A 22,140-nucleotide genomic window follows, 5' to 3' on the forward strand; every position below is an offset into this window, starting at 1 on the left:
TCCTCATCCTGAGGAGCGAAGCGTCTCGAAGGGTGAGCCCTCTGCAAGCACTGGACTTGCAGCGCCTCCTCAGGACGAGAATGGGACGTTTTGTGGAATGCGAAGGCGGAATTCCAGGACCGCAGGCACCAACTGCGCCTACCGCCCTGGATCCCGGATCAAGTCCGGGGTGACGGTGCATTAAGCAAGTGTCTCCTCATCCTGAGGAGCGAAGCGTCTCGAAGGGTGAGCCCTCTGCAAGCACTGGACTTGCAGCGCCTCCTCAGGACGAGAATGGGACGTTTTGTGGAATGCGAAGGCGGGAATCCAGGGCCAAAGGCACTAATCGCGCCCGCCGCTCTGGATCCCGGATCAAGTCCGGGATGACGAAAAACTTCCTCATCCGGCGCGTAGCGTCTCGAAGGGTTGCCTGTAAGCAACCCCGCCGATTACTGATTCATGCTGTCGAAGAAATCGTCGTTGTTCTTCGAATGCTTCAGTTTCTCCAGCAGGAATTCCATCGCATCGGTGACGCCCATCGGCATCAGGATGCGGCGCAGGACCCACATCTTGGACAATGTGCCCTTGTCGACCAGCAGTTCTTCTTTCCGGGTGCCTGACTTGGTGATGTCGATGGCCGGGAAGGTGCGCTTGTCACTGAGCTTGCGGTCCAGAATGATTTCAGAGTTACCGGTGCCTTTGAATTCTTCGAAGATGACTTCGTCCATGCGGCTGCCGGTATCGATCAGCGCGGTGGAGATGATGGTCAGCGATCCGCCTTCTTCGATGTTCCGCGCGGCCCCAAAGAACCGCTTCGGGCGTTGCAGCGCATTGGCATCCACACCCCCGGTCAGAACCTTACCCGATGACGGCACAACGGTATTATAAGCGCGCGCCAGGCGGGTGATGGAATCCAGCAAGATCACCACATCGCGCTTATGCTCAACCAGACGCTTGGCCTTTTCGATCACCATTTCGGCGACCTGAACGTGGCGTTGGGCGGGCTCATCAAAGGTGGAGGATACAACTTCGCCCTTCACAGAGCGCTGCATGTCGGTCACTTCTTCCGGACGCTCATCGATCAGCAGGACCAGAAGATAAATGTCTGGATGGTTTTGGGAAATCGCATGGGCGACATTCTGCATCAGCATCGTCTTACCGGTGCGCGGCGGGGCAACGATCAGCGCCCGCTGGCCTTTCCCAAGCGGGGCGACCAGATCGATGACGCGGGTCGACAGTTCTTTTTTCTTCTTGTCGTCCTGGCCTTCGATTTCCAGATGCAGCTTTTCATTGGGATAGAGCGGCGTCAGATTGTCGAAATTAATGCGATGGCGCACCTGATCCGGGTCATCGAAATTAACCTGATTGACCTTCAACAGGGCGAAATACCGTTCGCCATCTTTTGGCGCGCGGATCTGGCCTTCAACCGTATCGCCGGTGCGCAAACCAAAGCGCCGCACCTGGCTGGGGGAAACATAAATATCATCCGGACCGGCCAGATAGTTGGCCTCCGGGGAGCGCAGGAAGCCGAAGCCATCCTGCAGCACTTCCAAAACGCCTTCCCCATAAATGGCGACGTCATTCATCGCCAGTTGCTTCAAGCAGGCGAACATCAGTTCTTGCTTGCGCAGATTAGAGGCGTTTTCAATTTCCAGTTCTTCCGCGAAGGCGAGAAGTTCCGGTGGGGTTTTCTTTTTCAGTTCTTTTAGATGCATGGGGGGATAGCGCTCTTACGCAGGGATTGTCAGGAAATCAGTCAGATTGGATACGCTGTAGCGATGAATCCCGATTGACATTTATAATCGGGAACGGCTCTACCTGAACGGTGGCTTAGGGTTACAAAAGCACGCGTTTTTGGAAAACCGGATCGTCCGGCAGCGAATTCGACATGTCGGACCTCGCGCCCGACACCCATCACATAAGGTGCATTGCTTCCAGTGTCAAATGGATGTTTTGTGAAAACACTCTAAAATCAGCTTAAAACGGCTTCACAATCACCAAAAAGACAATAACGATCATCAGAATGGTCGGAACTTCATTGGCGACACGGTAGAATTTCTCACTATTGGTGTTTTTATCCGCCTCAAACGCCTTACGCCATTTTGCCATCGCCATGTGGCTGCCGGTCATCAGCAGCACCAACAGAAATTTCGCATGAAACCAGGGCTGGCTGAAGGCCTGGATTTCCACTGCCAGCCACAGGCCAAAGACCCAGGCGGCGATCATTGCGGGGTTCATAATGGCGCGCAGCAAACGGCGTTCCATGGTCTTTAGCATTTCCGACTGGGCGGAACCGACGGGTGCCTGACAGTGATAGACATACAAGCGCGGCAGGTACAACAAACCGGCCATCCAGGCGATGATGGAAATCACATGCAATGCTTTCAACCAGGAATATAAATCACCCATCTACGCGCACTCCCGTTCTAAATGTCAGATCCAACCGGATAATTCGCGGCGTGTCACGGTTTCTAATGTATCGATCAATCCATCGCTGTCATTCAGACAGGGGATATAATCGAAAGTCTCACCGCCATGCTCTTCAAATGTTTCTTTCAGGCCAATTGCTAATTCTTCCAGGGTCTCAACGCAATCAGCAACAAAGCCGGGCGACAAAATGGCCAGACTTTTAACGCCCCGATCCCCAAGCGCTGCTACGGTTTGATCTGCATAGGGTTGCAGCCATTCTTTCGGTCCGAACCGGGATTGAAAAACAACGCCAAACCGGTCTTCCGGCCAATTCAGCGCTTCCCTCAACAACCGACCGGTTTTCAAGCAAAAGCAATGATACGGATCACCCTTGTCCAGATTTTCTTTTGGCAGGCCATGAAAGCTGCATAACAGCATTTCCGGGTCTGGTTTGTCTTTCAGCGCTTCACGAACACTGTCCGCCAGGGCCTGGATATAGCGGGGTTCGTCATGAAAAGATGGAACAGTGCGAATAGCAGGCTGCCAGCGCATAGCTTTCAACTGGTCAAATGCCTTGTCATAGACTGATGCTGTCGTTGCCGCAGAATATTGCGGATAGAGTGCGAAGATCAGAATTTTCTCACACCCCTGGCTGCGTAGCTCTTCCAGTTTCTCAGGAATGGACGGCGTTCCATAGCGCATTGCCCAATCCACAATCACATGCTGATTGGAAAACCGCGGCGCCAATGCATTGGTTAAAGCCCGGGTATAATATCGAAGCGGGCTTTCGCCTTGCTCTTCCATCCAGATTTTCCGATAGGCCTCCCCTGATTTGCGGGGGCGCGTGTTCAGGATGATGCCATGCAGGATCGGCCACCAGATCCATTTCGGGGCTTCGATGACACGGGGATCCGACAGAAATTCCGCCAGGTACCGACGCATGGATTTAACATCATACCCGTCCGGTGTTCCCAAATTCACCAGCAACACGCCAATCGCTGGAGTCTGCAGTGATGGATGCCCAGTTGGCAGAGTGTCTGTCATGGCAAGATCACCGCATTCTTTCCAAACTGGATTAAAGTCGCTTTAGGACCCGGTACGTCGAATACGCTCAACCAGTCTGGTAACATGATCGGGCGGTGTTTCCTTGATAATTCCGTGACCCAGATTGAAAATAAACGGGCCGCCTGAAAGATTTTCCAGAATATAATCAACGGCAGTGTCCAGCGCATCCCCCCCGGCCAGCAACGCCATCGGGTCCAGATTTCCCTGGACCGTCACATGGGGTTGCAGTTCTTTCGCCGCCCAGGCGACCGGCAATCCCTGATCCATCGAAACCGCATCAACGCCGGTTTCCTTGGCATAATCTGCATATAAGGGCCCGACACCGCGCGGGAAACCAATGATCGGGACAGTGGGATGGCGTTCCTTCACCTTGGCAACAAGTGCTTTCGCCGGTGCCAGGGACCATGTGTAAAAGCCGGCTTCATCCAAAGCCCCCGCCCAACTGTCAAAAAGCTGGACAGCTTCGGCGCCCGCATCAATCTGTGCCACAAGGTAGTTGGCTGTTGCATCGACCAGGATATCGATCAGACGCTGAAAACTTTCAGGATCTTGATAGGCCCAGATTTTGGTTTTGGAAAAGTCGCGGGACGATCCCCCTTCGATCATATAGGTCGCCACCGTCCAAGGCGCACCAGCAAATCCGATCAGAGCGGTTTCCATCGGCAGATTTGCGCAGATCTTGGAAACTGTTTCAAAGACTGGCTGCAAATGACCCAAAACCGCATCCGGTTTCAGGATCGACAAATCTGCATCGCTTTTCAACGGTTCCAGCTTTGGTCCTTCGCCTTCAACGAACCAGACATTTTGTTGCAGTGCGTGGGGGATTACCAGAATATCCGAAAACAGAATTGCCGCATCAAAGCCATAGCGCCGGATCGGCTGCATTGTGACTTCACAGGCTTTATCTGGACTGTAACACAAATCCAGGAAACCATTCGCCTGAGACCGGACTTCGCGATATTCAGGCAGATAACGACCGGCCTGGCGCATTAGCCAAATCGGCGGGACAGATTGTGTCTCCCCCGCAAGGGCGCACAGAAATGGTTTAGGAGAATGTTTGAAGGTCATGAACGCTCTTTCAGTCAGGATCCCGTTTCTCTCTTATAAATATAATTAAATATAAGAAAAGAGAGTGGTTGTGGTTGGGGGGTGGAACAATGGGGATTAAATTTTATACGCGTTCATCCACAAATTGGACCAAATTTCTGTGTCCTGTGTCTAACACCGGGATAAAGATTTCCAGAATAGCGGATTCCCTGATCTTTTTCGAATTTGCCAACATCGTCTAAGTTTGGGGATAATAGGACCAGTTTCGTGTATTGGTCCACAAGCGTAACCGGCGCGTCACAAGTTTTCCCCTTTGTATAACCGTTCTTAGTGAATCAAGGTCAATGAGGATTTTTCCGGGATTGCATCGCCCCTAAGATTTATCCCATAAACAATACACAGGTTACAGACAGGATAATTGTATAAAAATGGTCGACGATTCTCGGAATGTTCAGCTCTATCTGGTTTCAGATTCTACGGGTGAGACGGTGCAAGCCATCGCGCGGGCCTGTATCGTGCAGTTTGAAGATGTGGAAGGGATCGAGCATCATTGGAACCTGGTGCGCAACACCGCCCGTGTGGATCAGATTCTCAGCAAGGTTGCGGATGCGCCGGGAATTGTTCTTTTCACCTTTGTTAATCAGGAATTGCGGCAACATTTGATTGAAGGATGCCGTCAGTTGCGGGTCCCCTGTATTTCCGTGCTGGATCCCTTTATCAATGCATTTGAAAACTATCTGGGGACGCCAGCGCGACAACAGCCCGGTCGTCAGCATGCCATGGATGCGGATTATTTCAGCCGAATTGATGCGATGCAATTTGCCCTGACCCATGATGATGGCCAGGGGTTATGGAATTTGACCAGTGCCGATGTGATTTTGACGGGGGTATCGCGGACCTCCAAAACACCAACTTGTATCTATTTAGCCAATCGGGGATTAAAGGCGGCGAATGTGCCCTTTGTCCCGGGAATTGGCCTGCCGGAAGAATTGTTGGGCATGACCGGTCCAAATATGCCTTTGATTGTGGGCCTGACAAAGGACCCGGCCAGTCTGGTGCAAATTCGGAAGAACCGCCTGCGTATGATCGCAGAGGATGATGAAACCGATTATGTCGATCTGGAAACCGTGCGCCAGGAAGTAACAATGTGTCGTCGCCTGTGCCAGGAACGCAACTGGCCGATTATTGATGTGTCCCGGCGCTCCATCGAAGAAACCGCCGCAACGATTATCCAGCATTTTGATCGTCGTCAGGAAAATGGAACCATCACAGGTGTCTGAGGGTGATTTGAAGATGATGCTGGGACAGACAACAGAAATTATTCTGGCTTCTGCCAGCAAGACCCGTGCGGATCTATTGCGGGGGGCGGGCCTGGTGATCCAGATCGTGCCTGCCAATGTGGATGAAGATGCGGTAAAAGAGTCTTTACGGGCCGAAGGGGCCACGGCGGATCGCGTCGCTGAAGCATTGTCCGACCTGAAGGCCCTGAAAATCAGTCAGCGCTTTCCAGATGCCCTGGTCATTGGGGCGGATCAAACATTGGATTGTAACGGGGTCTGGTTCGATAAGCCGGCGGATATGGATCATCTGCATGGTCATATACAGGCGCTCAGCGGCAATCGACACAGCCTTTATGCCGGGGTTTCCGTCATGAAGGGGGGACAGCGATTGTGGGGTCTGGTAGAGCCCGCCCCTATGACCATGCGCAAAATGACCCCTGATTTCATCACCCGCTATTGTCAGGCGGTGGGGGAGGATGCGCTGGGTTCTGTGGGGGGGTATCGCCTGGAAGGGTTGGGCGCACAGTTATTCACGCGGGTTGAGGGGGATTATTTCACCGTCCTGGGCCTGCCGTTGTTGCCCTTGTTAGGGTTTCTGCGCCAGAACGGGGCGATTGCGCAATGACGGATGCTGGATCCACAAGCGGGCCTGTTGCTGGTGTTATCGGACAACCGATTGCCCATTCCCTTTCTCCTTTGATTCACAATACCTGGTTGAAGCGGTTTGGTTTGCCGGGTTGCTATGAGCGCCGGGAAATCGCGCCGGAATATTTTGATCGGGATGTGCGATCCCTCCTGACACAGGAAGGTTGGGTGGGGATGAATGTTACCCTGCCCCATAAACAGGCCGCTTGTGACTTCTGTGATTGCCTGGACCCGGCCGCCCGTCGCCTGGGGGCGGTGAATACCATCGTTACCCTGTCGGATGGTCGGTTCGAAGGGCGCAACACGGACTTGTATGGCTTCCGTACCAATCTGGAAAATGCACCGGGATGGTCCAGAACCGGTCGGGACGCCGCCCTGGTATTAGGCGCTGGCGGCGCGGCACGGGCGGTTGTCGCCGCGTCGCAGGATCTGGGTTTCAGACAGATATTCATCGCCAATCGCAGCCTGGATAAGGCGCAGGATCTGGCGCTTGCACTGGATCATTCCAATTCTTTGCATGCTGTGGCCTGGGCGGACATTTCCGGCCTGCTGCCCAAATGCGATTTTCTGGTCAATACGACCAGTCTTGGCATGGTGGGCCAACCTCCGTTGCAGATTGATCTGACGCCGCTGCCGACCGGCGCCTTTGTGACCGACATCGTCTATAAGCCGCTGGAAACAGCCCTGCTGACCCAGGCACGGGCACGGGGGAATAGGGTTGTCGATGGATTGGGTATGCTTTTATATCAGGCGGTCCCTGGGTTTCAGGCCTGGTTTGATCCACCCAGCACCCCGGTTGTGGATGAGGAATTGCGTGACAATATCTTAAAGGCGATGGCCGTATGATTGTGATTGGTCTGACCGGGTCGATTGGCATGGGAAAAAGCACGGCTTCTGCGATGCTGAAGCGGCTGGGCTGTGCAATACATGATGCGGATGCTGCGGTTCATCGGTTGACTGGGGTCGGTGGTGACGCGGTGGCGGCGATTGAAGCAGCCTTTCCCGGATCAACTGAAAACGGCGCGGTCAATCGCTCAGCCCTGGGTCCACAGGTTTTCGGGGATGCTGCCGCTCTGAAGCGTCTGGAAAACATCCTGCATCCACTGGTCTCGCGCGAACGGGATAAATTCCTGAAACACTGTGCGCTGCATCATCAAAGATTTGCGGTTCTGGATGTGCCGCTGTTGTTTGAGACCGGGGGGGATGCGCGGTGTGATTTCACCATTCTGGTCACCGCCCCCAAATTTATTCAGGCACAGCGCGTTCTGGCCCGGCCCGGCATGACACAGGACAAGCTGCGCGATATTCGCAAGCGTCAGATGCCGGAAGCGGAAAAGCGACGCCGGGCTGATGTGATAATCTGGACCTCCCTAGGGCGGCGGCCGGTCTTGCGTCAATTACAGAACACCCTCACACTGGCGGATCAATCCCTGTAACCTGCGGCTAAGGACTTTCCATGCGCGAGATTTGCTTTGATACGGAAACCACCGGACTGGATCCCAAGGACGGCCATCGTCTGGTGGAAATCGGCTGTGTCGAACTGGTCAATCGCGTTCCCACGGGCGAAGTCTATCATATCTATCTGAATCCCGAACGGGATATGCCTACGGAAGCCTTTAATGTGCATGGATTAAGTGAGGCCTTTCTGGCCGACAAGCCGCTATTTGCAGATATCGTGGAAGACTTCCTGGCCTTTGTCGGCGATGGGATCCTGGTGATCCACAATGCCTCTTTTGATATGAAATTCGTGAATGCGGAATTGAAGGCCTGTGGTCGCCCGACCCTGCCCATGTCGCAGACCATCGATACAGTCGCCATGGCACGGGCGAAGTTTCCAGGGGCTGCGGCCAGCCTGGATGCCTTGTGTAAACGCTTTGAAATCGACAATTCTGCGCGCACCAAACATGGGGCCCTGCTGGATGCGGAGCTTCTGGCGGAAGTTTATATCGAATTGACCGGCGGACGACAGGTCGGCCTGTCTTTCGCAGACGATTCCGCAAAGGCTGGTTCTAAAGACGGGGCTGCTGCTGCCCTGGCGGCAGAGGCGGCCAGACAGGCGGAACGTCCCCATCGTCCGCCACGCGCCCATTCGGCGACGCCGGAAGAATTGGCCCGTCACAAGGCCTTTCTTGCGAAAATCAGCGCCCCAATCTGGGTCACAGATTAAAGTATCCTGCGTTCGCATGAGCTCACACAGGATACTCTAACCGATTGTTTTGTCAGCAAATACGTCGTCACAAACCTGTCCGTTTGTTCGGGATTTGCTCTAAACGGTTTCGGTTTCTGACTGCTGTTGTTCCTGGGCCATGCGCTGGCGATAGATCTGCACGAAATCAAACGGTGCCAGCATCAGCATGGAAAAACCGCCCTGCCGGGTCGTGTCACAGACAATTTCCCGCAGGAACGGGAACAGCATGCGCGGAATCTCTACATATAGCAGGGCGTTCAGGGCCTCTTTCGGGACATTGCCGATGCGCACGACGGCGGCATAAGCCAATTCCAGAACATAGGCGGTTTTGCCGTTCACATCTGCCTTCGCCTCGATGGTCAGGACAACCTCTACATCCCGACCGGTCAGCGGATTTGTCGCGACATCCAGTGTCAGGGCGGCCTTTGGTTGTTCTCCGAGAGAGAAGACCGACGGAGAATTCGGATTCTCGAAGGACATGTCCTTGATATATTGAATCAGAATTTGATAGGGCGGTTCCGCCTGGCCGGATTGGGCATTTGCGGATTGTGTGTCAGAGGGGGGTGGCGCGTCAGAAGACGCGGGTTGTGGGGTTGTGGGTTCGTCGCGGTCATCTGCCATGAACGTATTCCATTTTTAAAGGGTTTGGACCGCTGTCAGGGCCCTTAACGGTGGGATGCGTGGCTATCACAGATCGGGCACACAGACAACCTCAGCACCGTTGGGATGGGGCTGTGTTGGGTCTAAATGCAAAATTGCCGCATTCTTAACGCGATGCCCGGTCAAGGATCGGATGAAGCCCCAATGGCTGACCACAATGGTTTCAGGCCAGGCCTGATCCGCGGCCATACGATCCCTGAAATGGGCCGCTCTCAGGTCAACATGATGCTCTTCTTCGCCCAGCGGCCACCATTCCTCGGCCAGATTCAGAAAGTCCAGCAGGGGCCATTGGCTGCGCAGCATCGTGGTCGGCGTACCGATGTCACAGGTGAAATAGGCCTGCTCCCCGACCATGGGATCGATCATGACCGGCAGGTTCAGCGCGTCTGCGATGATTTCCGCTGATTGCAGGGTGCGTGTATAGGGCGACGTGATGATCCGTTTCACCCGGTCGCCGTGATGGGCCTTGATAAAGGCAGCCCCGGCGGCAATCTGTTGTCGCCCCAGTTCTGTCAGTTTTGGGTCGCGGATGCCAGGATCGGTTCGGGTTTCGGCAAAATGGACGTTAAATTCGGACTGACCGTGACGGATCAGAATCACCGATCATCCTCCTTGTTTTCAATTGAATTGCCTGAACCCTTTGTCCAGGGGGAGTCTGGATTCTTGGGGGCGTCTTCATCAATTTCTTCAAATTCCCCGTCTATGATCGGACCGCGACCTTTAGGCGGCTGGCGGAACCCACCCCCCATGCCCCCGGCGCTGCGCATCGTGAAACGCCCATTGCGCATCAGGCTGGTCAAGACAAACGCTCCAAGGGCCAGTCTGAACGGGGGGATCAACAACAGAAAACCGATCGTATCGGTCACGAAACCAGGCGTTACCAACAACAAGCCTGCGACCAATATGCAGACGCCGGAAATCAGATCCTGTACAGGAAGCTCCTTGCGATCCATCGAGGCCCGCACCCGAGCCAGGGTTTGCAGACCCTGATGGCGAACCAGCGCGGTTCCGATAATCGCGGTGGCGAAAATCGACGCCAGGGTCCAGCCAAGGCCGATCTGATCGCCAACTTCGATAAAAACGGCGATTTCCGCAATTGGAATACCGATGAAAAGCAGCAGAAGAAGGAGTGGCATCTTGCCCTTTCGCAGGTGAACGCTTACATCTCAAGGCGTAGCGCGGATATTGCATCCGTAAAGTTATCGTCGTTTTAAGCCCGATTGGGTTTTGGTCAGTTCAATGTCTTACAGGTATGTTATGATATCCACCATGACAATGGCCTTAAGAAAATTGCTGACCTTTCATAAAAGGCCCAATACCGGGTTAATAGGATGGACTGCGACCCTCACTCATATGTTAAGAGAGCCGGATGCCCTTTGATCTTCTGATATTTGCCGCAATCGCTTTGTTTCTGATTTTCAGACTGGGAAGTGTTTTGGGAAAACGCACTGGCCATCAAAAACCGCCCGAATTTCCCAATAATATGGACAATGCGCGCCCTGAAACCCGGGATCGGTCTGGCGAACGCGACGATAATGTTGTGCGTATGCCAGCGGGATTTGAAGATCCGGTAGAAGAAAGCGCCCATTTCAACGGACCGGCCGGGGACGGTTTGCGCGATATTGCCCAGGCGGACCCGAATTTCGACCCGGATTCCTTCGTTCAGGGGGCTGCTATGGCCTTTGAAATGATTGTTACCGCCTATGCGGAAGGGGATCGCAAGGCGTTGAAGCCGCTGTTGGATAAGGTCACTTATGACAGTTTTGCAGGCGCGATCGATGCCCGTGAAAAGGCCGGCCAGCGTATGGAAGACACTTTGGTGGGCATTGATTCAACGACAATCCTGGAAGCGGGTATGCAGGGCGATGAAGCCCGCGTGACGCTGAGATTTGTCAGCCAACAGGTCAATGTAACCTATGATTCCGAAGGGCGCGTTCAGGAAGGTGATCCTTCGACGGTTGAAACGGTCTCTGATGTCTGGACCTTTGCGCGCAGCGTGAAATCCAAGGATCCTAACTGGCAATTGGTTGAAACCCGCACCACTGCGGAGTGACTATCTGATGACGGCGCTTTTTGTTTCTCTTCGTCGCCTGACTCTGTGTCTGGTGTTGGGGCTGGTCGTGGTTGGTTGCGATCAGCAGGAAGAGACCCACGCCCCTGAACCTGCGCCTGTTGAGGAACACGCTGCGACAGAAGGCATGGTTCTGACGCCCGCCGCATTCACGGATCTGCCCGGTTGGCAACAGGATGACATGGTCGGTGCGGTTCAGGCCTTGTGGCGGTCGTGCACGCGCCTGATGGCGCTGGCCCCGGACCGGGATGTCAGCAGCGGATCTTCCCTGCAGACCGTCGCTGGGGACTGGGCCCAGGCCTGCACCGCGCTGGATGCCCTGAAGGCGGAACAAAACCCCGATCTGATCCGCGCTTTTTTTGAGGCGCATTTTCAACCCTTTGCGGCAAAGGATGCGGCGGACGGTGACGATCCACAGGCCGACCAAGGATTGTTCACCGGTTATTTCGAAGCGGAGCTGAATGGATCCCTGACCAGAGATGACACCTTCAAAACACCGCTATACGCCCGCCCGAAAGATTTGATCACAGTTGATCTGGGTCAGTTTGATGAAAGTTTGAAAGGCAAGGGTGTTGTCGGTCAGGTGGATGAGGGACGGCTGATACCCTATCCGGATCGGGGAACAATTGAATCCGGCGCCCTGGCGGATAAAGGTCTGGAATTGTTGTGGATTGATGACCCGGTCGATGTGTTCCTGCTGCAGGTACAAGGGTCGGGCAGGGTCATTCTGCCGGATGGAAATGTCGTCCAGGTCGGGTTCGCCGCCCATAATGGTCGTTCTTATCACTCCATTGGTCGGTGGTTGATCGATCAGGGGGAATTGCAGGCGCATGAGGCCAGTTGGGACGGCATTCGCGGCTGGATAGAAGAGCATCCAGACCGGGCTTCAGAACTGTTTGCCTATAATCCGCGCTTTATCTTCTTCCGGCTGTTGGACGGGCCAGGGCCCATCGGGGCAGAGGGCGTCGCCCTGACACCGGAACGCAGCATGGCGGTGGATACCCGTTTTATCCCGTTGGGCATGCCGCTGTGGCTGGATACGGTGCGGCCCGGTGGCTCAAAGGAACCAATGCAGCGTTTGATGGTCGCCCAGGACAAGGGCGGCGCGATCAAAGGCGTGGTGCGCGGCGATTTCTTCTGGGGCTATGGGGATGATGCACTGGCGCAGGCTGGTCGCATGAAATCGTCGGGTCGATATTTCCTGCTGCTGCCCAATCCCCTGGCAGACCGGGTCAAAGCCACCTCTTAACCACAGACGCAAAAGGGTAAATTTCTGGCCCAGCTTGCCTTTCAGGGCGGTCAGCGCCATTGTTGCTGGCAGTGAAAAGAACCGGGATGGCGAGTTTTATGGTTGATACACAAACCCCTGAAAAATTAGCGGATAAGCCCCCTGTGACAGTTGGTCTGTTCGTCACCTGTCTGGTGGATCTGTTTCGGCCCAGGGTCGGATTCGCAGCGGTTGAGCTGTTGGAGCGTGCCGGCTGTCAGGTCGCCGTTCCAAAGGCGCAAACCTGCTGTGGTCAGCCCGCCTATAATTCGGGAGACAATGGCCATGCCCGCGCCGTGGCGGCCACGCTTTTGGACGCCTTTGACGGGTTTGATTATGTTGTCGCCCCCTCTGGTTCCTGTGCCGGTATGATCCGGGACCATATCCCAGAGCTTTTCGCCGATGATCCGGTGCTGGCCGACAGGGCGGTCGCTCTGGGTCGCAAGACGCACGAACTAACCTCCTTTTTGGTCGATGTGATGGGCATGCCCACTGCGATTGCCAGCTATCAGGGGACGGTCACCTATCATGACAGTTGTTCCGGTCTGCGGGAATTGGGAGTCAAGGACCAGCCGCGCCGCCTTTTGAAAGGTGTTGATGGCCTGACCCTGACAGAATTGCCCTCAGCGGAAATCTGCTGTGGCTTTGGCGGGACATTCTGTGTGAAATATCCGGATATTTCCAATAAGATGGTCAGTGAAAAGACAGCCGCCATTGCCGATACCGGGGCTGATACGCTGCTGGCGGGCGATCTGGGTTGCCTGTTGAATATGGCGGGAAAGATGTCCCGGGAAAGCCGCCCGATCCGGGCTTTTCATGTCGCGGAAATCCTTGCCGGGATGGGGGACGGTCCCGCCATTGGGGAGGCCGGGGAAGACCTGTCGGCTTTCCCTGACGGACAGGAAGGCTGATTCAGATGCAAACCACGTCGCAGAATTTCAAAGCCAACAGCATCAAGGCACTGGCCGATCCCAATCTGCAACAGGCGCTGGGCAAGATGAAGGTCGGCTTTGTTGAAAAACGGGCAAAGGCGCGCGCCGCGCTGCCTGAATTCGACGCGCTGCGCGATCAGGCGCGCGATATCAAAAACCATACCCTGGCCAATATCGATTACTATTTGGAAACCTATGAGGCGGCGGTCCAGAAATCCGGCGGTGTGGTCCATTGGGCACGGGATGCGGCGGAAGCCCGCCAGGTTGTGCTGGATATCTGTGCCCAGGAGAAGGCGAAATCCGTCACCAAGGGAAAATCCATGGTGTCGGAAGAAATCGCCCTGAACGAGGCGCTGGAAGCGGCTGGATATGAGGTCGTCGAAACTGATCTGGGGGAATATATCATCCAGATCCGGGGGGAGGCCCCCAGCCATATCATCGCGCCCGCCGTCCATGTCTTAAAAGAGCAGGTCGCCGATGATTTCCGGCGCAAACATCTGCATCTGGACCCGAAACGATCCCTGGTGGAACGCAAGGAACTGATTTCAGAGGCGCGCGGTGTTTTGCGTCAGAAATACCTGGATTCCGATGTTGGGATTACCGGGGCAAATTTCCTGATCGCGGAAACCGGCACCAGTGTGATCGTCACCAATGAAGGAAATGGCGACCTGACCCAGACTCTGCCACGGGTGCATATCGTCATCGCCAGCATGGAAAAGATCGTGCCGACGCTGGATGATGCGTCGGCCATTCTGCGGGTTTTGGCGCGGTCTGCCACGGGACAGGAATTTTCCTCTTACACGACATTTTCGACCGGCCCGAAACGCGCCGCCGACCCGGACGGCCCAGAGGCCTATCACGTGATCCTGCTGGACAATGGCCGCACCGATATGCTGGGCACGGAATTTGAGGACATGCTGCGCTGTATCCGCTGTGGTGCCTGTATGAACCATTGCCCGGTCTATGGGTCGGTCGGCGGCCATGCCTATGGCTGGGTCTATCCAGGACCGATGGGCGCGGTGTTGACCCCCAGTTTCATCGGTGTGGCGGATGGGGGGCACCTGCCCAATGCGTCAACCTTCTGTGGCCGGTGTCAGGATGTCTGTCCGATGCGCATTCCCCTGCCCAAGATGATGCGCGCCTATCGCCGTAAGGAGTATGAGGCGGGTCTGGCCCCGCCTGCCATGCGATTTGGCATGGATATCTGGGGTTTCGTCGCAAAACGTCCAGGCCTGTATCGATTGGCAACCCGTCTTGCGATGGGTGTCTTGGGCTGGCGGGGCCGTCGGCAGGGTCGGTTCAAAACTCTGCCTTTGGCATCTGGCTGGACCGATCACCGGGATATGGCAGCCCCGTCCGGCAAGACCTTCCAGGATTTGTGGGACAAACGCCACGGGGCTCGCACCACGAAAGATTTAAAGCGGGAGGCAGCCCAATGAGCCCCCCGTCTTCCCGCGATGAGATTTTAGGCAAAATTCGCGCGGCGCGGGGTCGATCCGGCCCTGTTACAGGTGCCGAGAGAGAGCGGCTGGAAGCGCGATTGAAAAGTCGCCCACGGGGGATTATCCCGCAAAAGGCCCGCAATACCGGCGCGGCCCTGGTGCAGGATTTCATCACCCGGGCGCGGGCGGTCGAGGCAACGGTTCAGGATATTTCCTCTTTATCAGAGGTGCCGGACGCCGTGGCACAGTATCTGGCCGATCACAATCTGCCTGCTGCTGTGAAAATGGCCCCGCATGCCGATCTGGCACAGATCGACTGGTCCCAGCGCCCCACCCTGACCCTGTCGGAAGGGCGCAGCTTTGGTCAGGACAAGGTCAGCCTGACCCGCGCCTTTGCCGGTATTGCAGAGACCGGGACATTGATGTTGCTGGCCGGGCCGGATGCGCCAACCACCCTGAATTTTCTGCCGGAACATCATATTGTGATCCTGAAGCGGTCCGAAATTGTCGGGGCGTATGAGGATGCGTGGGACGCCGTGCGCGATCGGCTGGGTCCGGATGGCTTACTGACACGGGTGGTGAATATGATCACCGGCCCGTCCCGCACGGGGGATATTGAACAAACCATCGAATTGGGGGCCCATGGCCCGCTGGGGCTGCATATCCTCGTCCTCGCTGATTAGGGGTTTGGGCGCATGGGCAAGGCGAAAAAGGCAAAAGAGGCCGCCCTTAAGAACACCCGGCAAGATGACAAAAGCTTGTGGGAGGCGGTGAAGGCCAGCGCCAAGCCTGTACGCCGGGATACGATTTTCCGCGATAGCCTGGGGACCCTGGAAAAGGCCGCCCCGCCTGCGGCGAAAGTGTCAAAGACGAAACGGGCGGCGCCCTTTCGGGCCCCATCGACGGTCCTTCCCCCGGCGCGCCCCAATCCGAAACCACATTTCCTGAGCCATGGCTGTGCGCCGGGCGTGGATCGCCGCACGGCAGAACGCCTGCATAAGGGGAAGATGTCTATCGAAGGGCGTCTGGACCTGCATGGCATGAGCCGCGATGCCGCCCATCAGGCGACGCTGGGTTTTGTCACCAATGCGCGGCTGTCTGGTAAACGCTGCATCCTGATCGTCACCGGCAAGGGCAAGGGGATTCTTCAGTCGGATCTGCCCCATTGGTTGAACCTGCCACCCCTGCGCGACCAGATCCTCAGCTTTTCCCATGCACGGCCTCAGGACGGGGGCAGCGGGGCCGTTTATGTGCTGTTGAAACGGGATCGGGGGATCAGTGGATGACAACCCCCTTTGGTCAGAAGGTCCGGGAAATGCGGCACGAGACAGGCACCACACTGAAGGACCTGGCCGACGCGCTGGGTGTCAGTCAGGCTTATCTCAGCGCGCTTGAGACCGGGCGCAGGCCGCGTCCAACACCTGCACGGGTGGACCAGATCTGCGCCTATTTCGGGATCATCTGGGACGAGGCGGAAGCCCTGAAAGACTTGGCCCGTCTGTCCCAGCCCCGCATCACCATTGATACGACGGGCCTGTCACCGGATGCGACGGAACTGGCCAATCGCCTGTCTCAACGAATCCGACGGCTGGATGCAAAAACGGTGCGCCGCCTGTTGGACATTATGGAATAGGGTTTCAGAAGAACAGGCTGGCAAGGACCGGCACCAGAATGGCGGTGGTCAGGCCGTTCAGGCCCATGGCGACGGCGGCAAAGACACCGGCGATCTGGTTGACCTGAAAAGCGCGTGCCGTGCCGATGCCATGGGCGGCGATGCCCACCGCAAAGCCCCTTGCGCGCCAATCATGAATGCGCAGCAGGTTTAACAGTGGGGTGACAACAATCGCCCCCGTGATGCCGGTCGCAACCACCAATCCGGCCGACAGGGACGGCAAGCCACCAATCCGTTCTGAAATCCCCATTGCAATGGGGGTGGTGACGGATTTCGGGGCCAGGGACAGCAGGCTTTGCGTTTCCGCGCCCAGGGCGGCGGCCACAACCAGCGCCACGGTCACGGCGGTAATAACGCCTGCCGCCAGGGCCGCGGCCATCGGCAGAGCGGCGCGTCGGACCCGGGGTAAATTGTTGTACAGCGGAACCGCCAGGGCGACAGTGGCGGGTCCCAACAGGAAATGCACGAATTGCGCGCCTTCGAAATAGGTCTGATAGGGCGTGTCGGTGATCAGTAACAGGGCGATCAGCAAGGCTGCGGCGATGGCGACGGGATTTACGATCGGGTTTGATCCGGATCGGGTGAAGGCGATATAGCCCATGCCATAGGCAATCAGTGTCACGGTCAGCCATAACAGCGGTGTCTGGGCCAGATAGACCCAGATATCATCGGGTGTGCTGGCGATCATGGCTTGTGATCCTCCCCCTGTGCGGGGTGGCCGGTCAGGCGCGCGACGGCGACGAATGTCAGCGCGCCCACGGCAATCGCTGCGACCGTGCTGATGATAACAGCCGCCAATAGGGGCAGCCATTCCACTTGTAATCGATCCGCATGCTGGATCAATCCAACACTGGCGGGAACGAATAACAGGGACAGATGCTTCAACAGGCCAGAGGATGTTGTTTCCAACCACGGCGTGGGCGTCCGATACACCATCAGACCAATCAGAAGATAGAACAGCCCCACAACAGGCCCGGGAATAGGCAATCCTGTCAGCACGGCGGTGACTTCGCCGGCCAATTGGCAGATCAGGAGCAAGGTAAAGGCGCGTAACATCCTGTTAGCTTAGGACGTGTTTGCACCAGAGGCGACGAGAATTTTACGACTTCAGGGCGTCTTATACCCGCACGAACAGGTTGATGATCGCACCCAACGGCCCGGTCAGGCGCAGCGGAGCATCCGTCGCCACAAGACAGATACAGCTTTCGCCTTCTCCTGCGACGGGGCGGTGGTCAATGCTGCCATCGCTGATGGCGACATCGCCTTTGGCGAAAGTGCCGATTTCATCCTTGTAGCTGCCCTGCAGGATCAGAACCAATTCGTTTCCATCATGCGTATGCTGCGGAACGGCTTTCCCAGCGGGCACTTTCAACAGGAAGGATCGCTTTCCGGCCTTGGATTCATCACTGTTGGACAGGGTAATTTCCGCTGTTTCAATGCCCATCCCCAATCGTTTCCAGGCCACCGTGTCCAAATCCCCGCCCAGATAGCGTTGAATAGCGCGCGGCAGGATCGATGCCTGTCTGTCGACAACAGCATGCTTTTGGCTTGCGGAGGCCGGCAGGCCATCCAGATCAGATGAATCCAATGCAGCCAGCGCGGCCTCAAGGGCACCTGCCGACAGGTCCATCGGCGGCATGGTGGCGAATAGGGCCCCCCCGATGGCTTCCAGCCGGGATAACTCGGATCGGCAGGCCGAACACAGCGTCAAATGGGATGCGACGACCAGGGATGCCGCCTCGTCCAGGGTTCCAGCCGCATAGTCCAGCAACAGATCTTCGGACAGATGATGGACCGGTTCGGCCGTGCGCGGCTTTACCGCGACAGAATGTGCAGCCGTCATAATTCCGTATCTCCTAAAAGACTGCGAAGCTTGCCCATTGCCAGCCTCAGCCGGGATTTCACCGTGCCCAAGGGCAGCCCGGTTTCGTCCGCGATCTCGCTATGGGCCTTGTCTTCGTAGAATGCCATTCTCAACATAACCGCTTGTTCTTCCGGCAACTGATCCATCGCCGCTGCAATGGTTCGTGCCGTTTGATCCTCAACCACCTTATCGTCCTGCATTGGTTCCGCAGCGGGTTGCAGCAGGGGATCGTCCGGATCCAGTTCCGGCCGGTTGATCCGGCGAAAGGCGTCGATGCGCTTGTTACGCGCAATTGTGAACACCCAGGTCGCCACCGATGCCTGACTGGCGTCAAAGCTGTTTGCCTTACGCCACACCATCAACATTGCCTCTTGGGCAAATTCTTCTGCAGCGGCATTGTCTGATCCGCTGCGCATCATATACGCCTTGATGCGGGGCGCGAAATAGGCAAACAGGCCCGCAAACGCATCCCGATCCTGACACCCGGCCAGGCGCTGCATCCATTCTACAAGCTGTTGCGAGTCGGCATGGTGAGCGTCTGTCATAAACTTTTTCTTGGACCCTGTCCTGATGACGTGAGAGCGTGGCTGTCGAAGACGATTGTGAGATCGTGAAGACAGGCCTATTCCCTCTATGACTACCGTTGACTGATCCATAATGGGGAATACGAAAGCTTTGCTGTGCCGGATCATTGGCATATTCAAAAAATAGCCTTATTTAGAAGGCATGGTAAAGTGGTCTTCATCCTTACACAGGGAAGGGTGATAGGCTTGGATTAAACTCAGACCGGCAATGAAGTGAGACCATGACCCGCATTCAAAGACTTATGCCCATCCTGCCCCAGGCTATTTCGCGCATGCTGATAGGGGCTTTTGCCCTGTTATTGGTTGTGACCAGCCCTGGTTATGCGCAAGACCATAAATCATTGGGCGAATTTGGGGATTGGCAAGCCTATACCTATCAGCAGGGTGGCGGCGAACGCTGTACGATGGCGTCCAAGCCCTTGAAGGATGAAGGGGATTATTCCAAACGCGGACCGATCTGGGCCTTTGTGATGCACCGTCCGAAGGAAGGGGCGACCGGTGAAGTCGGATTCCAGATGGGTTATCCGATTAAGGAGGGCTCTTTGGTGAAGCTGGAAATCGGCGGGGCGAAGTTCGATTTGTATACCAGCGGGGAAGGTGCCTATGCCTGGCGCGAGGATGAGCCCAGAATTGTCCAGACCATGCGCGCCGGGGCAACAATGACGGTGACCGGCACGTCCACCCGGGGCACGGTGACCAAGGATATCTATTCGCTGACCGGCTTTACTGCGGCGAATGAGACGATAAACAAGGCCTGTGGCGTTCCATAAGACACCGGCCCATCAGGTTTTGGGTGCGGCGGGGCCGAAGCTTTCTTCTAATTCGGCCTCCAGTGTTTTCAGGTCTTCCGGGACGGGCAGGCCTTCTGCGCGCATTGTGCCAAACAGGGTATGAAGGCGCATTTGTATTTCATGGGCGTTGCCCGGATCTCCGCTGATCTGGGACAGTAGAAGCGAGATTTCAGCCTTGTATTCTTCGAATGCCACGGGATCGTCTCCTTTGGTTCTGTTGGTCGCCAGTTTACACAGACCCCCTTTGGACGGTATGACCTGCATCAAACGCGATGGATTTCTTTAGGATAGATGATGAGCGACGTCGCCCAACTCAATGATTTTCTGCCAGGGGGTGCCCTTGCGCCCATTTCAGGGCCCCTGGTGGATACGCGCATTCCCCTGATCGGGTTGGATCGTGAAGGTCTGGCCAAGGTCGTCGCGGATATGGGCGAACCAGCCTTTCGGGCGAAACAGCTGTATAGCTGGATGTATTATCGTGGATCGTCGGAATTCAGCGCGATGACAGATCTGTCCAAGGCCTTTCGGGCGCGCCTGGAAGAAACCTGTCATATCAATCGCCCGCGCGTGTCGATGCATCAGAAATCTACGGACGGCACGGAAAAGTGGCTGCTGCGCTATGAAGATGGCAATGAGGCGGAAATGGTGTTCATCCCGGAAGTTGACCGGGGGACATTGTGCATTTCGTCCCAGGTCGGGTGTTCACTGACCTGCACTTTCTGTCATACCGGCACGCAGAAGCTGGTGCGAAACCTGACGCCAGGCGATATCGTTGGTCAGGTCATGCTGGCCCGGGATTCCCTGAATGATTGGGGCAAGGCAGAAGATGGCGACCGCCGCATCACCAATATCGTTCTGATGGGGATGGGGGAGCCACTGTATAATACCGATAACGTGCTGGCCGCGATGCGCCTGGTCGCCGACGGGGATGGCATTGCGATCAGCCGCCGCCGGATCACGTTGTCGACGTCCGGCGTGGTGCCCGACATCAAGCGCGTGGGCGAGGAAATGGGCCTGTCGCTGGCTGTGTCGCTGCATGCTGTGCGCGACGAATTGCGCAATCAGATCGTTCCGATCAATCGCAAATATCCCATCGCGCAATTGATGGCAGCGGTGAAGGAGTATCCAGGCCTGACCAATTCTAGGCGTGTGACCTGGGAATATGTCATGCTGAAGGGCGTGAATGATTCCGATGCCGATGCCCGGGCCTTGCTGCGCATCACGGAAGGCATTCCGTCGAAAATGAACCTGATTCCGTTCAATCCCTGGCCGGGCAGTGACTATGAATGTTCCGACCCGGATCGGATGCAGCGTTTTCTGGCCATCCTGCACAAGGCCGGGATGGTGGCGACGATCCGCAAGACACGCGGTCAGGATATTCTGGCCGCCTGTGGTCAGCTTAAGTCTGAAAGTGAACGGATTGGCAAGCGGGAGCGGGATCGCATTGCTGCATTGCGGGCGGAGAAAGAGGCGGCTGTCGGGCTTTAGCTTTTTTCAACCCCGGAATCCGGAAATCCACCGGTCAGCAGAAAATTCCGAACATCATCGGGCGTAGGCAGCCTGTGCATCACTGTGCTGTCTGTCAGAACTTCCGCATAGTAGGGCAGGTTGCGCAGGCGCTCTTCCTGAGTTTCCTTGATTTGCATCGCGTTATAGCCGGTTTGGTGGAAATAGGTAACGCGCGCCCGAATGATGGCCGCCTTGTCCTGAAAACCCATGGCTTTGAAGACCGATGTTAACTGGTCGATCCGTTTGATTTCAATTGTCTTAAGGACCTCAGCGGTGCGCGGGGAACTGTGGGCCCAGTCCCGGATTGCATTGTCATAGCGCGGATCCACAGTGCCGTCTAAGACCAGCACACGCACATAGGCCAGATATTGGCGCATGCCGTCCGGGCCTGCTGCTTCGATGGCCTCAGTAAAGGGATCACTATTGGTTCGGGCCCAATCCTGACGCACGTCTTCCAGCAGGTCTTCCAATTTGCGATATTGCCAGTAAAACGCACCTGTCGTTGCGTTCAAAGATTCGGACAGACTGCGCAATCGGACGCCCGATATGCCTTTTTCGATTAGAACAGTGCGTGCCGCCTTGACCCAATCGTCTCGTGTCAGGGTGCGCGTTGCGCTGGAAGCATCCTTCTGATTCAAATTTATATCCTTGATCGACCGATGCTGTCTGGAAATTTATCATTGACTCAATTAACCACATAACGCACGTTATGCAAATAGCGTAACAATCGTTATG

Annotated in this window: 27 protein-coding genes; 14 read left to right on the forward strand and 13 right to left on the reverse strand. The window is 56.0% G+C overall.

The features are described 5' to 3' along the window. Window positions 1–428: 428 nt before the first annotated feature. From rho to hemE, 4 genes are all read right to left on the reverse strand, one after another. On the reverse strand, window positions 429–1,694 hold the full coding sequence (gene rho / locus ACOSDR_RS05230) for a transcription termination factor Rho (protein ID WP_420723234.1): 1,266 nt from the start codon (window positions 1,692–1,694) through the stop codon (window positions 429–431). Window positions 1,695–1,956: 262 nt separating this feature from the next. Then, window positions 1,957–2,388, reverse strand: coding sequence for a protoporphyrinogen oxidase HemJ (gene hemJ / locus ACOSDR_RS05235; RefSeq protein ID WP_420723233.1), 432 nt, complete (start codon window positions 2,386–2,388; stop codon window positions 1,957–1,959). Window positions 2,389–2,412: 24 nt separating this feature from the next. Then, window positions 2,413–3,432: a ferrochelatase gene (hemH, locus tag ACOSDR_RS05240; RefSeq protein ID WP_420723232.1), complete on the reverse strand. Its 1,020-nt coding sequence runs from the start codon at window positions 3,430–3,432 to the stop codon at window positions 2,413–2,415. 42 nt (window positions 3,433–3,474) lie between these two features. After that, on the reverse strand, window positions 3,475–4,521 hold the full coding sequence (gene hemE / locus ACOSDR_RS05245; RefSeq protein WP_420723231.1) for a uroporphyrinogen decarboxylase: 1,047 nt from the start codon (window positions 4,519–4,521) through the stop codon (window positions 3,475–3,477). Window positions 4,522–4,928: 407 nt separating this feature from the next. Between hemE and ACOSDR_RS05250 the strand changes: the two genes are divergently transcribed. The 5 genes from ACOSDR_RS05250 to dnaQ are packed head-to-tail and all read left to right on the forward strand — an operon-like array spanning window position 4,929 to window position 8,592. Beyond that, window positions 4,929–5,780: a pyruvate, water dikinase regulatory protein gene (locus tag ACOSDR_RS05250; RefSeq protein ID WP_420723230.1), complete on the forward strand. Its 852-nt coding sequence runs from the start codon at window positions 4,929–4,931 to the stop codon at window positions 5,778–5,780. Further along, window positions 5,773–6,405 (forward strand): Maf family protein, encoded by a 633-nt coding sequence (locus ACOSDR_RS05255; protein ID WP_420723229.1) that lies wholly within the window; start codon window positions 5,773–5,775, stop codon window positions 6,403–6,405. Before ACOSDR_RS05250 ends, ACOSDR_RS05255 begins: the two co-directional genes overlap by 8 nt. After that, window positions 6,402–7,271, forward strand: a complete 870-nt coding sequence (locus tag ACOSDR_RS05260; protein WP_420730603.1) for a shikimate dehydrogenase — start codon at window positions 6,402–6,404, stop codon at window positions 7,269–7,271. The genes ACOSDR_RS05255 and ACOSDR_RS05260 overlap by 4 nt, the downstream gene beginning before the upstream one ends. After that, window positions 7,268–7,861, forward strand: a complete 594-nt coding sequence (coaE, locus tag ACOSDR_RS05265; RefSeq protein ID WP_420730604.1) for a dephospho-CoA kinase — start codon at window positions 7,268–7,270, stop codon at window positions 7,859–7,861. The genes ACOSDR_RS05260 and coaE overlap by 4 nt, the downstream gene beginning before the upstream one ends. A gap of 20 nt (window positions 7,862–7,881) precedes the next feature. Beyond that, window positions 7,882–8,592 carry a DNA polymerase III subunit epsilon gene (dnaQ, locus tag ACOSDR_RS05270; protein ID WP_420730605.1) on the forward strand — a complete coding sequence of 237 codons (711 nt, stop codon included), beginning with the start codon at window positions 7,882–7,884 and terminating at the stop codon, window positions 8,590–8,592. 99 nt (window positions 8,593–8,691) lie between these two features. Here dnaQ and secB read toward each other — a convergent pair whose 3' ends face one another. The 3 genes from secB to ACOSDR_RS05285 all read right to left on the reverse strand — a co-directional run bounded on the left by secB (window position 8,692) and on the right by ACOSDR_RS05285 (window position 10,409). Continuing rightward, window positions 8,692–9,234, reverse strand: coding sequence for a protein-export chaperone SecB (gene secB, locus ACOSDR_RS05275; protein ID WP_420730606.1), 543 nt, complete (start codon window positions 9,232–9,234; stop codon window positions 8,692–8,694). Between the two features lie 66 nt (window positions 9,235–9,300). Continuing rightward, entirely contained in the window at window positions 9,301–9,873 is a 573-nt protein-coding gene (locus ACOSDR_RS05280) for a histidine phosphatase family protein (protein ID WP_420723224.1), read from the reverse strand. Beyond that, the gene (locus tag ACOSDR_RS05285) at window positions 9,870–10,409 is read right to left on the reverse strand and encodes an FxsA family protein (protein ID WP_420730607.1); all 540 of its coding nucleotides are present in this window, start codon (window positions 10,407–10,409) and stop codon (window positions 9,870–9,872) included. Before ACOSDR_RS05285 ends, ACOSDR_RS05280 begins: the two co-directional genes overlap by 4 nt. A gap of 233 nt (window positions 10,410–10,642) precedes the next feature. Here ACOSDR_RS05285 and ACOSDR_RS05290 point away from each other — a divergent pair, with 233 nt between their 5' ends. From ACOSDR_RS05290 to ACOSDR_RS05320, 7 genes are all read left to right on the forward strand, one after another. After that, on the forward strand, window positions 10,643–11,326 hold the full coding sequence (locus tag ACOSDR_RS05290) for a Tim44/TimA family putative adaptor protein (protein ID WP_420723222.1): 684 nt from the start codon (window positions 10,643–10,645) through the stop codon (window positions 11,324–11,326). A gap of 7 nt (window positions 11,327–11,333) precedes the next feature. Then, window positions 11,334–12,593 carry a murein transglycosylase A gene (locus ACOSDR_RS05295; RefSeq protein ID WP_420730608.1) on the forward strand — a complete coding sequence of 420 codons (1,260 nt, stop codon included), beginning with the start codon at window positions 11,334–11,336 and terminating at the stop codon, window positions 12,591–12,593. Between the two features lie 98 nt (window positions 12,594–12,691). Then, complete coding sequence (locus ACOSDR_RS05300; RefSeq protein ID WP_420730609.1) at window positions 12,692–13,522, forward strand: (Fe-S)-binding protein; 831 nt, start codon at window positions 12,692–12,694, stop codon at window positions 13,520–13,522. Window positions 13,523–13,527: 5 nt separating this feature from the next. Further along, complete coding sequence (locus ACOSDR_RS05305) at window positions 13,528–14,982, forward strand: LutB/LldF family L-lactate oxidation iron-sulfur protein (RefSeq protein ID WP_420730610.1); 1,455 nt, start codon at window positions 13,528–13,530, stop codon at window positions 14,980–14,982. After that, window positions 14,979–15,668 (forward strand): LutC/YkgG family protein, encoded by a 690-nt coding sequence (locus ACOSDR_RS05310; RefSeq protein WP_420730611.1) that lies wholly within the window; start codon window positions 14,979–14,981, stop codon window positions 15,666–15,668. Before ACOSDR_RS05305 ends, ACOSDR_RS05310 begins: the two co-directional genes overlap by 4 nt. 12 nt (window positions 15,669–15,680) lie before the next feature. Continuing rightward, window positions 15,681–16,271 carry a Smr/MutS family protein gene (locus ACOSDR_RS05315; RefSeq protein ID WP_420730612.1) on the forward strand — a complete coding sequence of 197 codons (591 nt, stop codon included), beginning with the start codon at window positions 15,681–15,683 and terminating at the stop codon, window positions 16,269–16,271. After that, window positions 16,268–16,618 (forward strand): helix-turn-helix domain-containing protein, encoded by a 351-nt coding sequence (locus tag ACOSDR_RS05320; RefSeq protein ID WP_420723216.1) that lies wholly within the window; start codon window positions 16,268–16,270, stop codon window positions 16,616–16,618. Before ACOSDR_RS05315 ends, ACOSDR_RS05320 begins: the two co-directional genes overlap by 4 nt. 4 nt (window positions 16,619–16,622) lie before the next feature. On the opposite strand, the gene ACOSDR_RS05325 is transcribed toward ACOSDR_RS05320, so the two are convergent. The 4 genes from ACOSDR_RS05325 to ACOSDR_RS05340 form a co-directional block, all read right to left on the reverse strand. Continuing rightward, entirely contained in the window at window positions 16,623–17,345 is a 723-nt protein-coding gene (locus ACOSDR_RS05325) for an LrgB family protein (RefSeq protein WP_420723214.1), read from the reverse strand. Then, entirely contained in the window at window positions 17,342–17,713 is a 372-nt protein-coding gene (locus ACOSDR_RS05330) for a CidA/LrgA family protein (RefSeq protein ID WP_420730613.1), read from the reverse strand. Before ACOSDR_RS05330 ends, ACOSDR_RS05325 begins: the two co-directional genes overlap by 4 nt. 61 nt (window positions 17,714–17,774) lie before the next feature. Then, the gene (locus tag ACOSDR_RS05335) at window positions 17,775–18,500 is read right to left on the reverse strand and encodes a ChrR family anti-sigma-E factor (protein ID WP_420723212.1); all 726 of its coding nucleotides are present in this window, start codon (window positions 18,498–18,500) and stop codon (window positions 17,775–17,777) included. After that, window positions 18,497–19,066 carry a sigma-70 family RNA polymerase sigma factor gene (locus tag ACOSDR_RS05340; protein WP_420723211.1) on the reverse strand — a complete coding sequence of 190 codons (570 nt, stop codon included), beginning with the start codon at window positions 19,064–19,066 and terminating at the stop codon, window positions 18,497–18,499. The genes ACOSDR_RS05335 and ACOSDR_RS05340 overlap by 4 nt, the downstream gene beginning before the upstream one ends. Before the next feature lie 260 nt (window positions 19,067–19,326). Between ACOSDR_RS05340 and ACOSDR_RS05345 the strand changes: the two genes are divergently transcribed. After that, window positions 19,327–19,875: an invasion associated locus B family protein gene (locus ACOSDR_RS05345; RefSeq protein WP_420723210.1), complete on the forward strand. Its 549-nt coding sequence runs from the start codon at window positions 19,327–19,329 to the stop codon at window positions 19,873–19,875. 12 nt (window positions 19,876–19,887) lie between these two features. Here ACOSDR_RS05345 and ACOSDR_RS05350 read toward each other — a convergent pair whose 3' ends face one another. Continuing rightward, window positions 19,888–20,091, reverse strand: a complete 204-nt coding sequence (locus tag ACOSDR_RS05350) for a hypothetical protein (protein WP_420723209.1) — start codon at window positions 20,089–20,091, stop codon at window positions 19,888–19,890. A 96-nt stretch (window positions 20,092–20,187) separates the two neighbouring features. On the opposite strand from ACOSDR_RS05350, the gene rlmN reads away from it, so the two are divergent. Beyond that, window positions 20,188–21,384 (forward strand): 23S rRNA (adenine(2503)-C(2))-methyltransferase RlmN, encoded by a 1,197-nt coding sequence (gene rlmN, locus ACOSDR_RS05355; RefSeq protein ID WP_420730614.1) that lies wholly within the window; start codon window positions 20,188–20,190, stop codon window positions 21,382–21,384. Here the strand turns inward: rlmN and ACOSDR_RS05360 are convergent. Then, window positions 21,381–22,043 carry a TetR/AcrR family transcriptional regulator gene (locus ACOSDR_RS05360; protein WP_420723207.1) on the reverse strand — a complete coding sequence of 221 codons (663 nt, stop codon included), beginning with the start codon at window positions 22,041–22,043 and terminating at the stop codon, window positions 21,381–21,383. The two genes, rlmN and ACOSDR_RS05360, sit on opposite strands and share 4 nt — an antisense overlap. Window positions 22,044–22,140 lie beyond the last annotated feature (97 nt).

Origin of the sequence: Hwanghaeella sp. 1Z406 (assembly GCF_048892425.1) — a bacterium.
In the GTDB taxonomy this organism is placed as follows: Bacteria; Pseudomonadota; Alphaproteobacteria; order UBA8366; family Aestuariispiraceae; genus Pacificispira.

Excerpts from the sequence above, each read along its gene's own strand:
- ACOSDR_RS05260 (WP_420730603.1), top strand. The coding sequence starts at position 6,402 with ATGACGGATGCTGGATCCACAAGCGGGCCTGTTGCTGGTGTTATCGGA.
- ACOSDR_RS05290 (WP_420723222.1), top strand. The coding sequence starts at position 10,643 with ATGCCCTTTGATCTTCTGATATTTGCCGCAATCGCTTTGTTTCTGATT.
- ACOSDR_RS05250 (WP_420723230.1), top strand. The coding sequence starts at position 4,929 with ATGGTCGACGATTCTCGGAATGTTCAGCTCTATCTGGTTTCAGATTCT.
- ACOSDR_RS05330 (WP_420730613.1), bottom strand. The coding sequence starts at position 17,713 with ATGTTACGCGCCTTTACCTTGCTCCTGATCTGCCAATTGGCCGGCGAA.
- hemJ (WP_420723233.1), bottom strand. The coding sequence starts at position 2,388 with ATGGGTGATTTATATTCCTGGTTGAAAGCATTGCATGTGATTTCCATC.
- ACOSDR_RS05345 (WP_420723210.1), top strand. The coding sequence starts at position 19,327 with ATGACCCGCATTCAAAGACTTATGCCCATCCTGCCCCAGGCTATTTCG.
- coaE (WP_420730604.1), top strand. The coding sequence starts at position 7,268 with ATGATTGTGATTGGTCTGACCGGGTCGATTGGCATGGGAAAAAGCACG.
- ACOSDR_RS05320 (WP_420723216.1), top strand. The coding sequence starts at position 16,268 with ATGACAACCCCCTTTGGTCAGAAGGTCCGGGAAATGCGGCACGAGACA.
- rlmN (WP_420730614.1), top strand. The coding sequence starts at position 20,188 with ATGATGAGCGACGTCGCCCAACTCAATGATTTTCTGCCAGGGGGTGCC.
- ACOSDR_RS05305 (WP_420730610.1), top strand. The coding sequence starts at position 13,528 with ATGCAAACCACGTCGCAGAATTTCAAAGCCAACAGCATCAAGGCACTG.
- secB (WP_420730606.1), bottom strand. The coding sequence starts at position 9,234 with ATGGCAGATGACCGCGACGAACCCACAACCCCACAACCCGCGTCTTCT.
- ACOSDR_RS05325 (WP_420723214.1), bottom strand. The coding sequence starts at position 17,345 with ATGATCGCCAGCACACCCGATGATATCTGGGTCTATCTGGCCCAGACA.
- hemE (WP_420723231.1), bottom strand. The coding sequence starts at position 4,521 with ATGACCTTCAAACATTCTCCTAAACCATTTCTGTGCGCCCTTGCGGGG.
- rho (WP_420723234.1), bottom strand. The coding sequence starts at position 1,694 with ATGCATCTAAAAGAACTGAAAAAGAAAACCCCACCGGAACTTCTCGCC.
- hemH (WP_420723232.1), bottom strand. The coding sequence starts at position 3,432 with ATGACAGACACTCTGCCAACTGGGCATCCATCACTGCAGACTCCAGCG.
- ACOSDR_RS05295 (WP_420730608.1), top strand. The coding sequence starts at position 11,334 with ATGACGGCGCTTTTTGTTTCTCTTCGTCGCCTGACTCTGTGTCTGGTG.
- ACOSDR_RS05340 (WP_420723211.1), bottom strand. The coding sequence starts at position 19,066 with ATGACAGACGCTCACCATGCCGACTCGCAACAGCTTGTAGAATGGATG.
- ACOSDR_RS05285 (WP_420730607.1), bottom strand. The coding sequence starts at position 10,409 with ATGCCACTCCTTCTTCTGCTGCTTTTCATCGGTATTCCAATTGCGGAA.
- ACOSDR_RS05335 (WP_420723212.1), bottom strand. The coding sequence starts at position 18,500 with ATGACGGCTGCACATTCTGTCGCGGTAAAGCCGCGCACGGCCGAACCG.
- dnaQ (WP_420730605.1), top strand. The coding sequence starts at position 7,882 with ATGCGCGAGATTTGCTTTGATACGGAAACCACCGGACTGGATCCCAAG.
- ACOSDR_RS05310 (WP_420730611.1), top strand. The coding sequence starts at position 14,979 with ATGAGCCCCCCGTCTTCCCGCGATGAGATTTTAGGCAAAATTCGCGCG.
- ACOSDR_RS05315 (WP_420730612.1), top strand. The coding sequence starts at position 15,681 with ATGGGCAAGGCGAAAAAGGCAAAAGAGGCCGCCCTTAAGAACACCCGG.
- ACOSDR_RS05300 (WP_420730609.1), top strand. The coding sequence starts at position 12,692 with ATGGTTGATACACAAACCCCTGAAAAATTAGCGGATAAGCCCCCTGTG.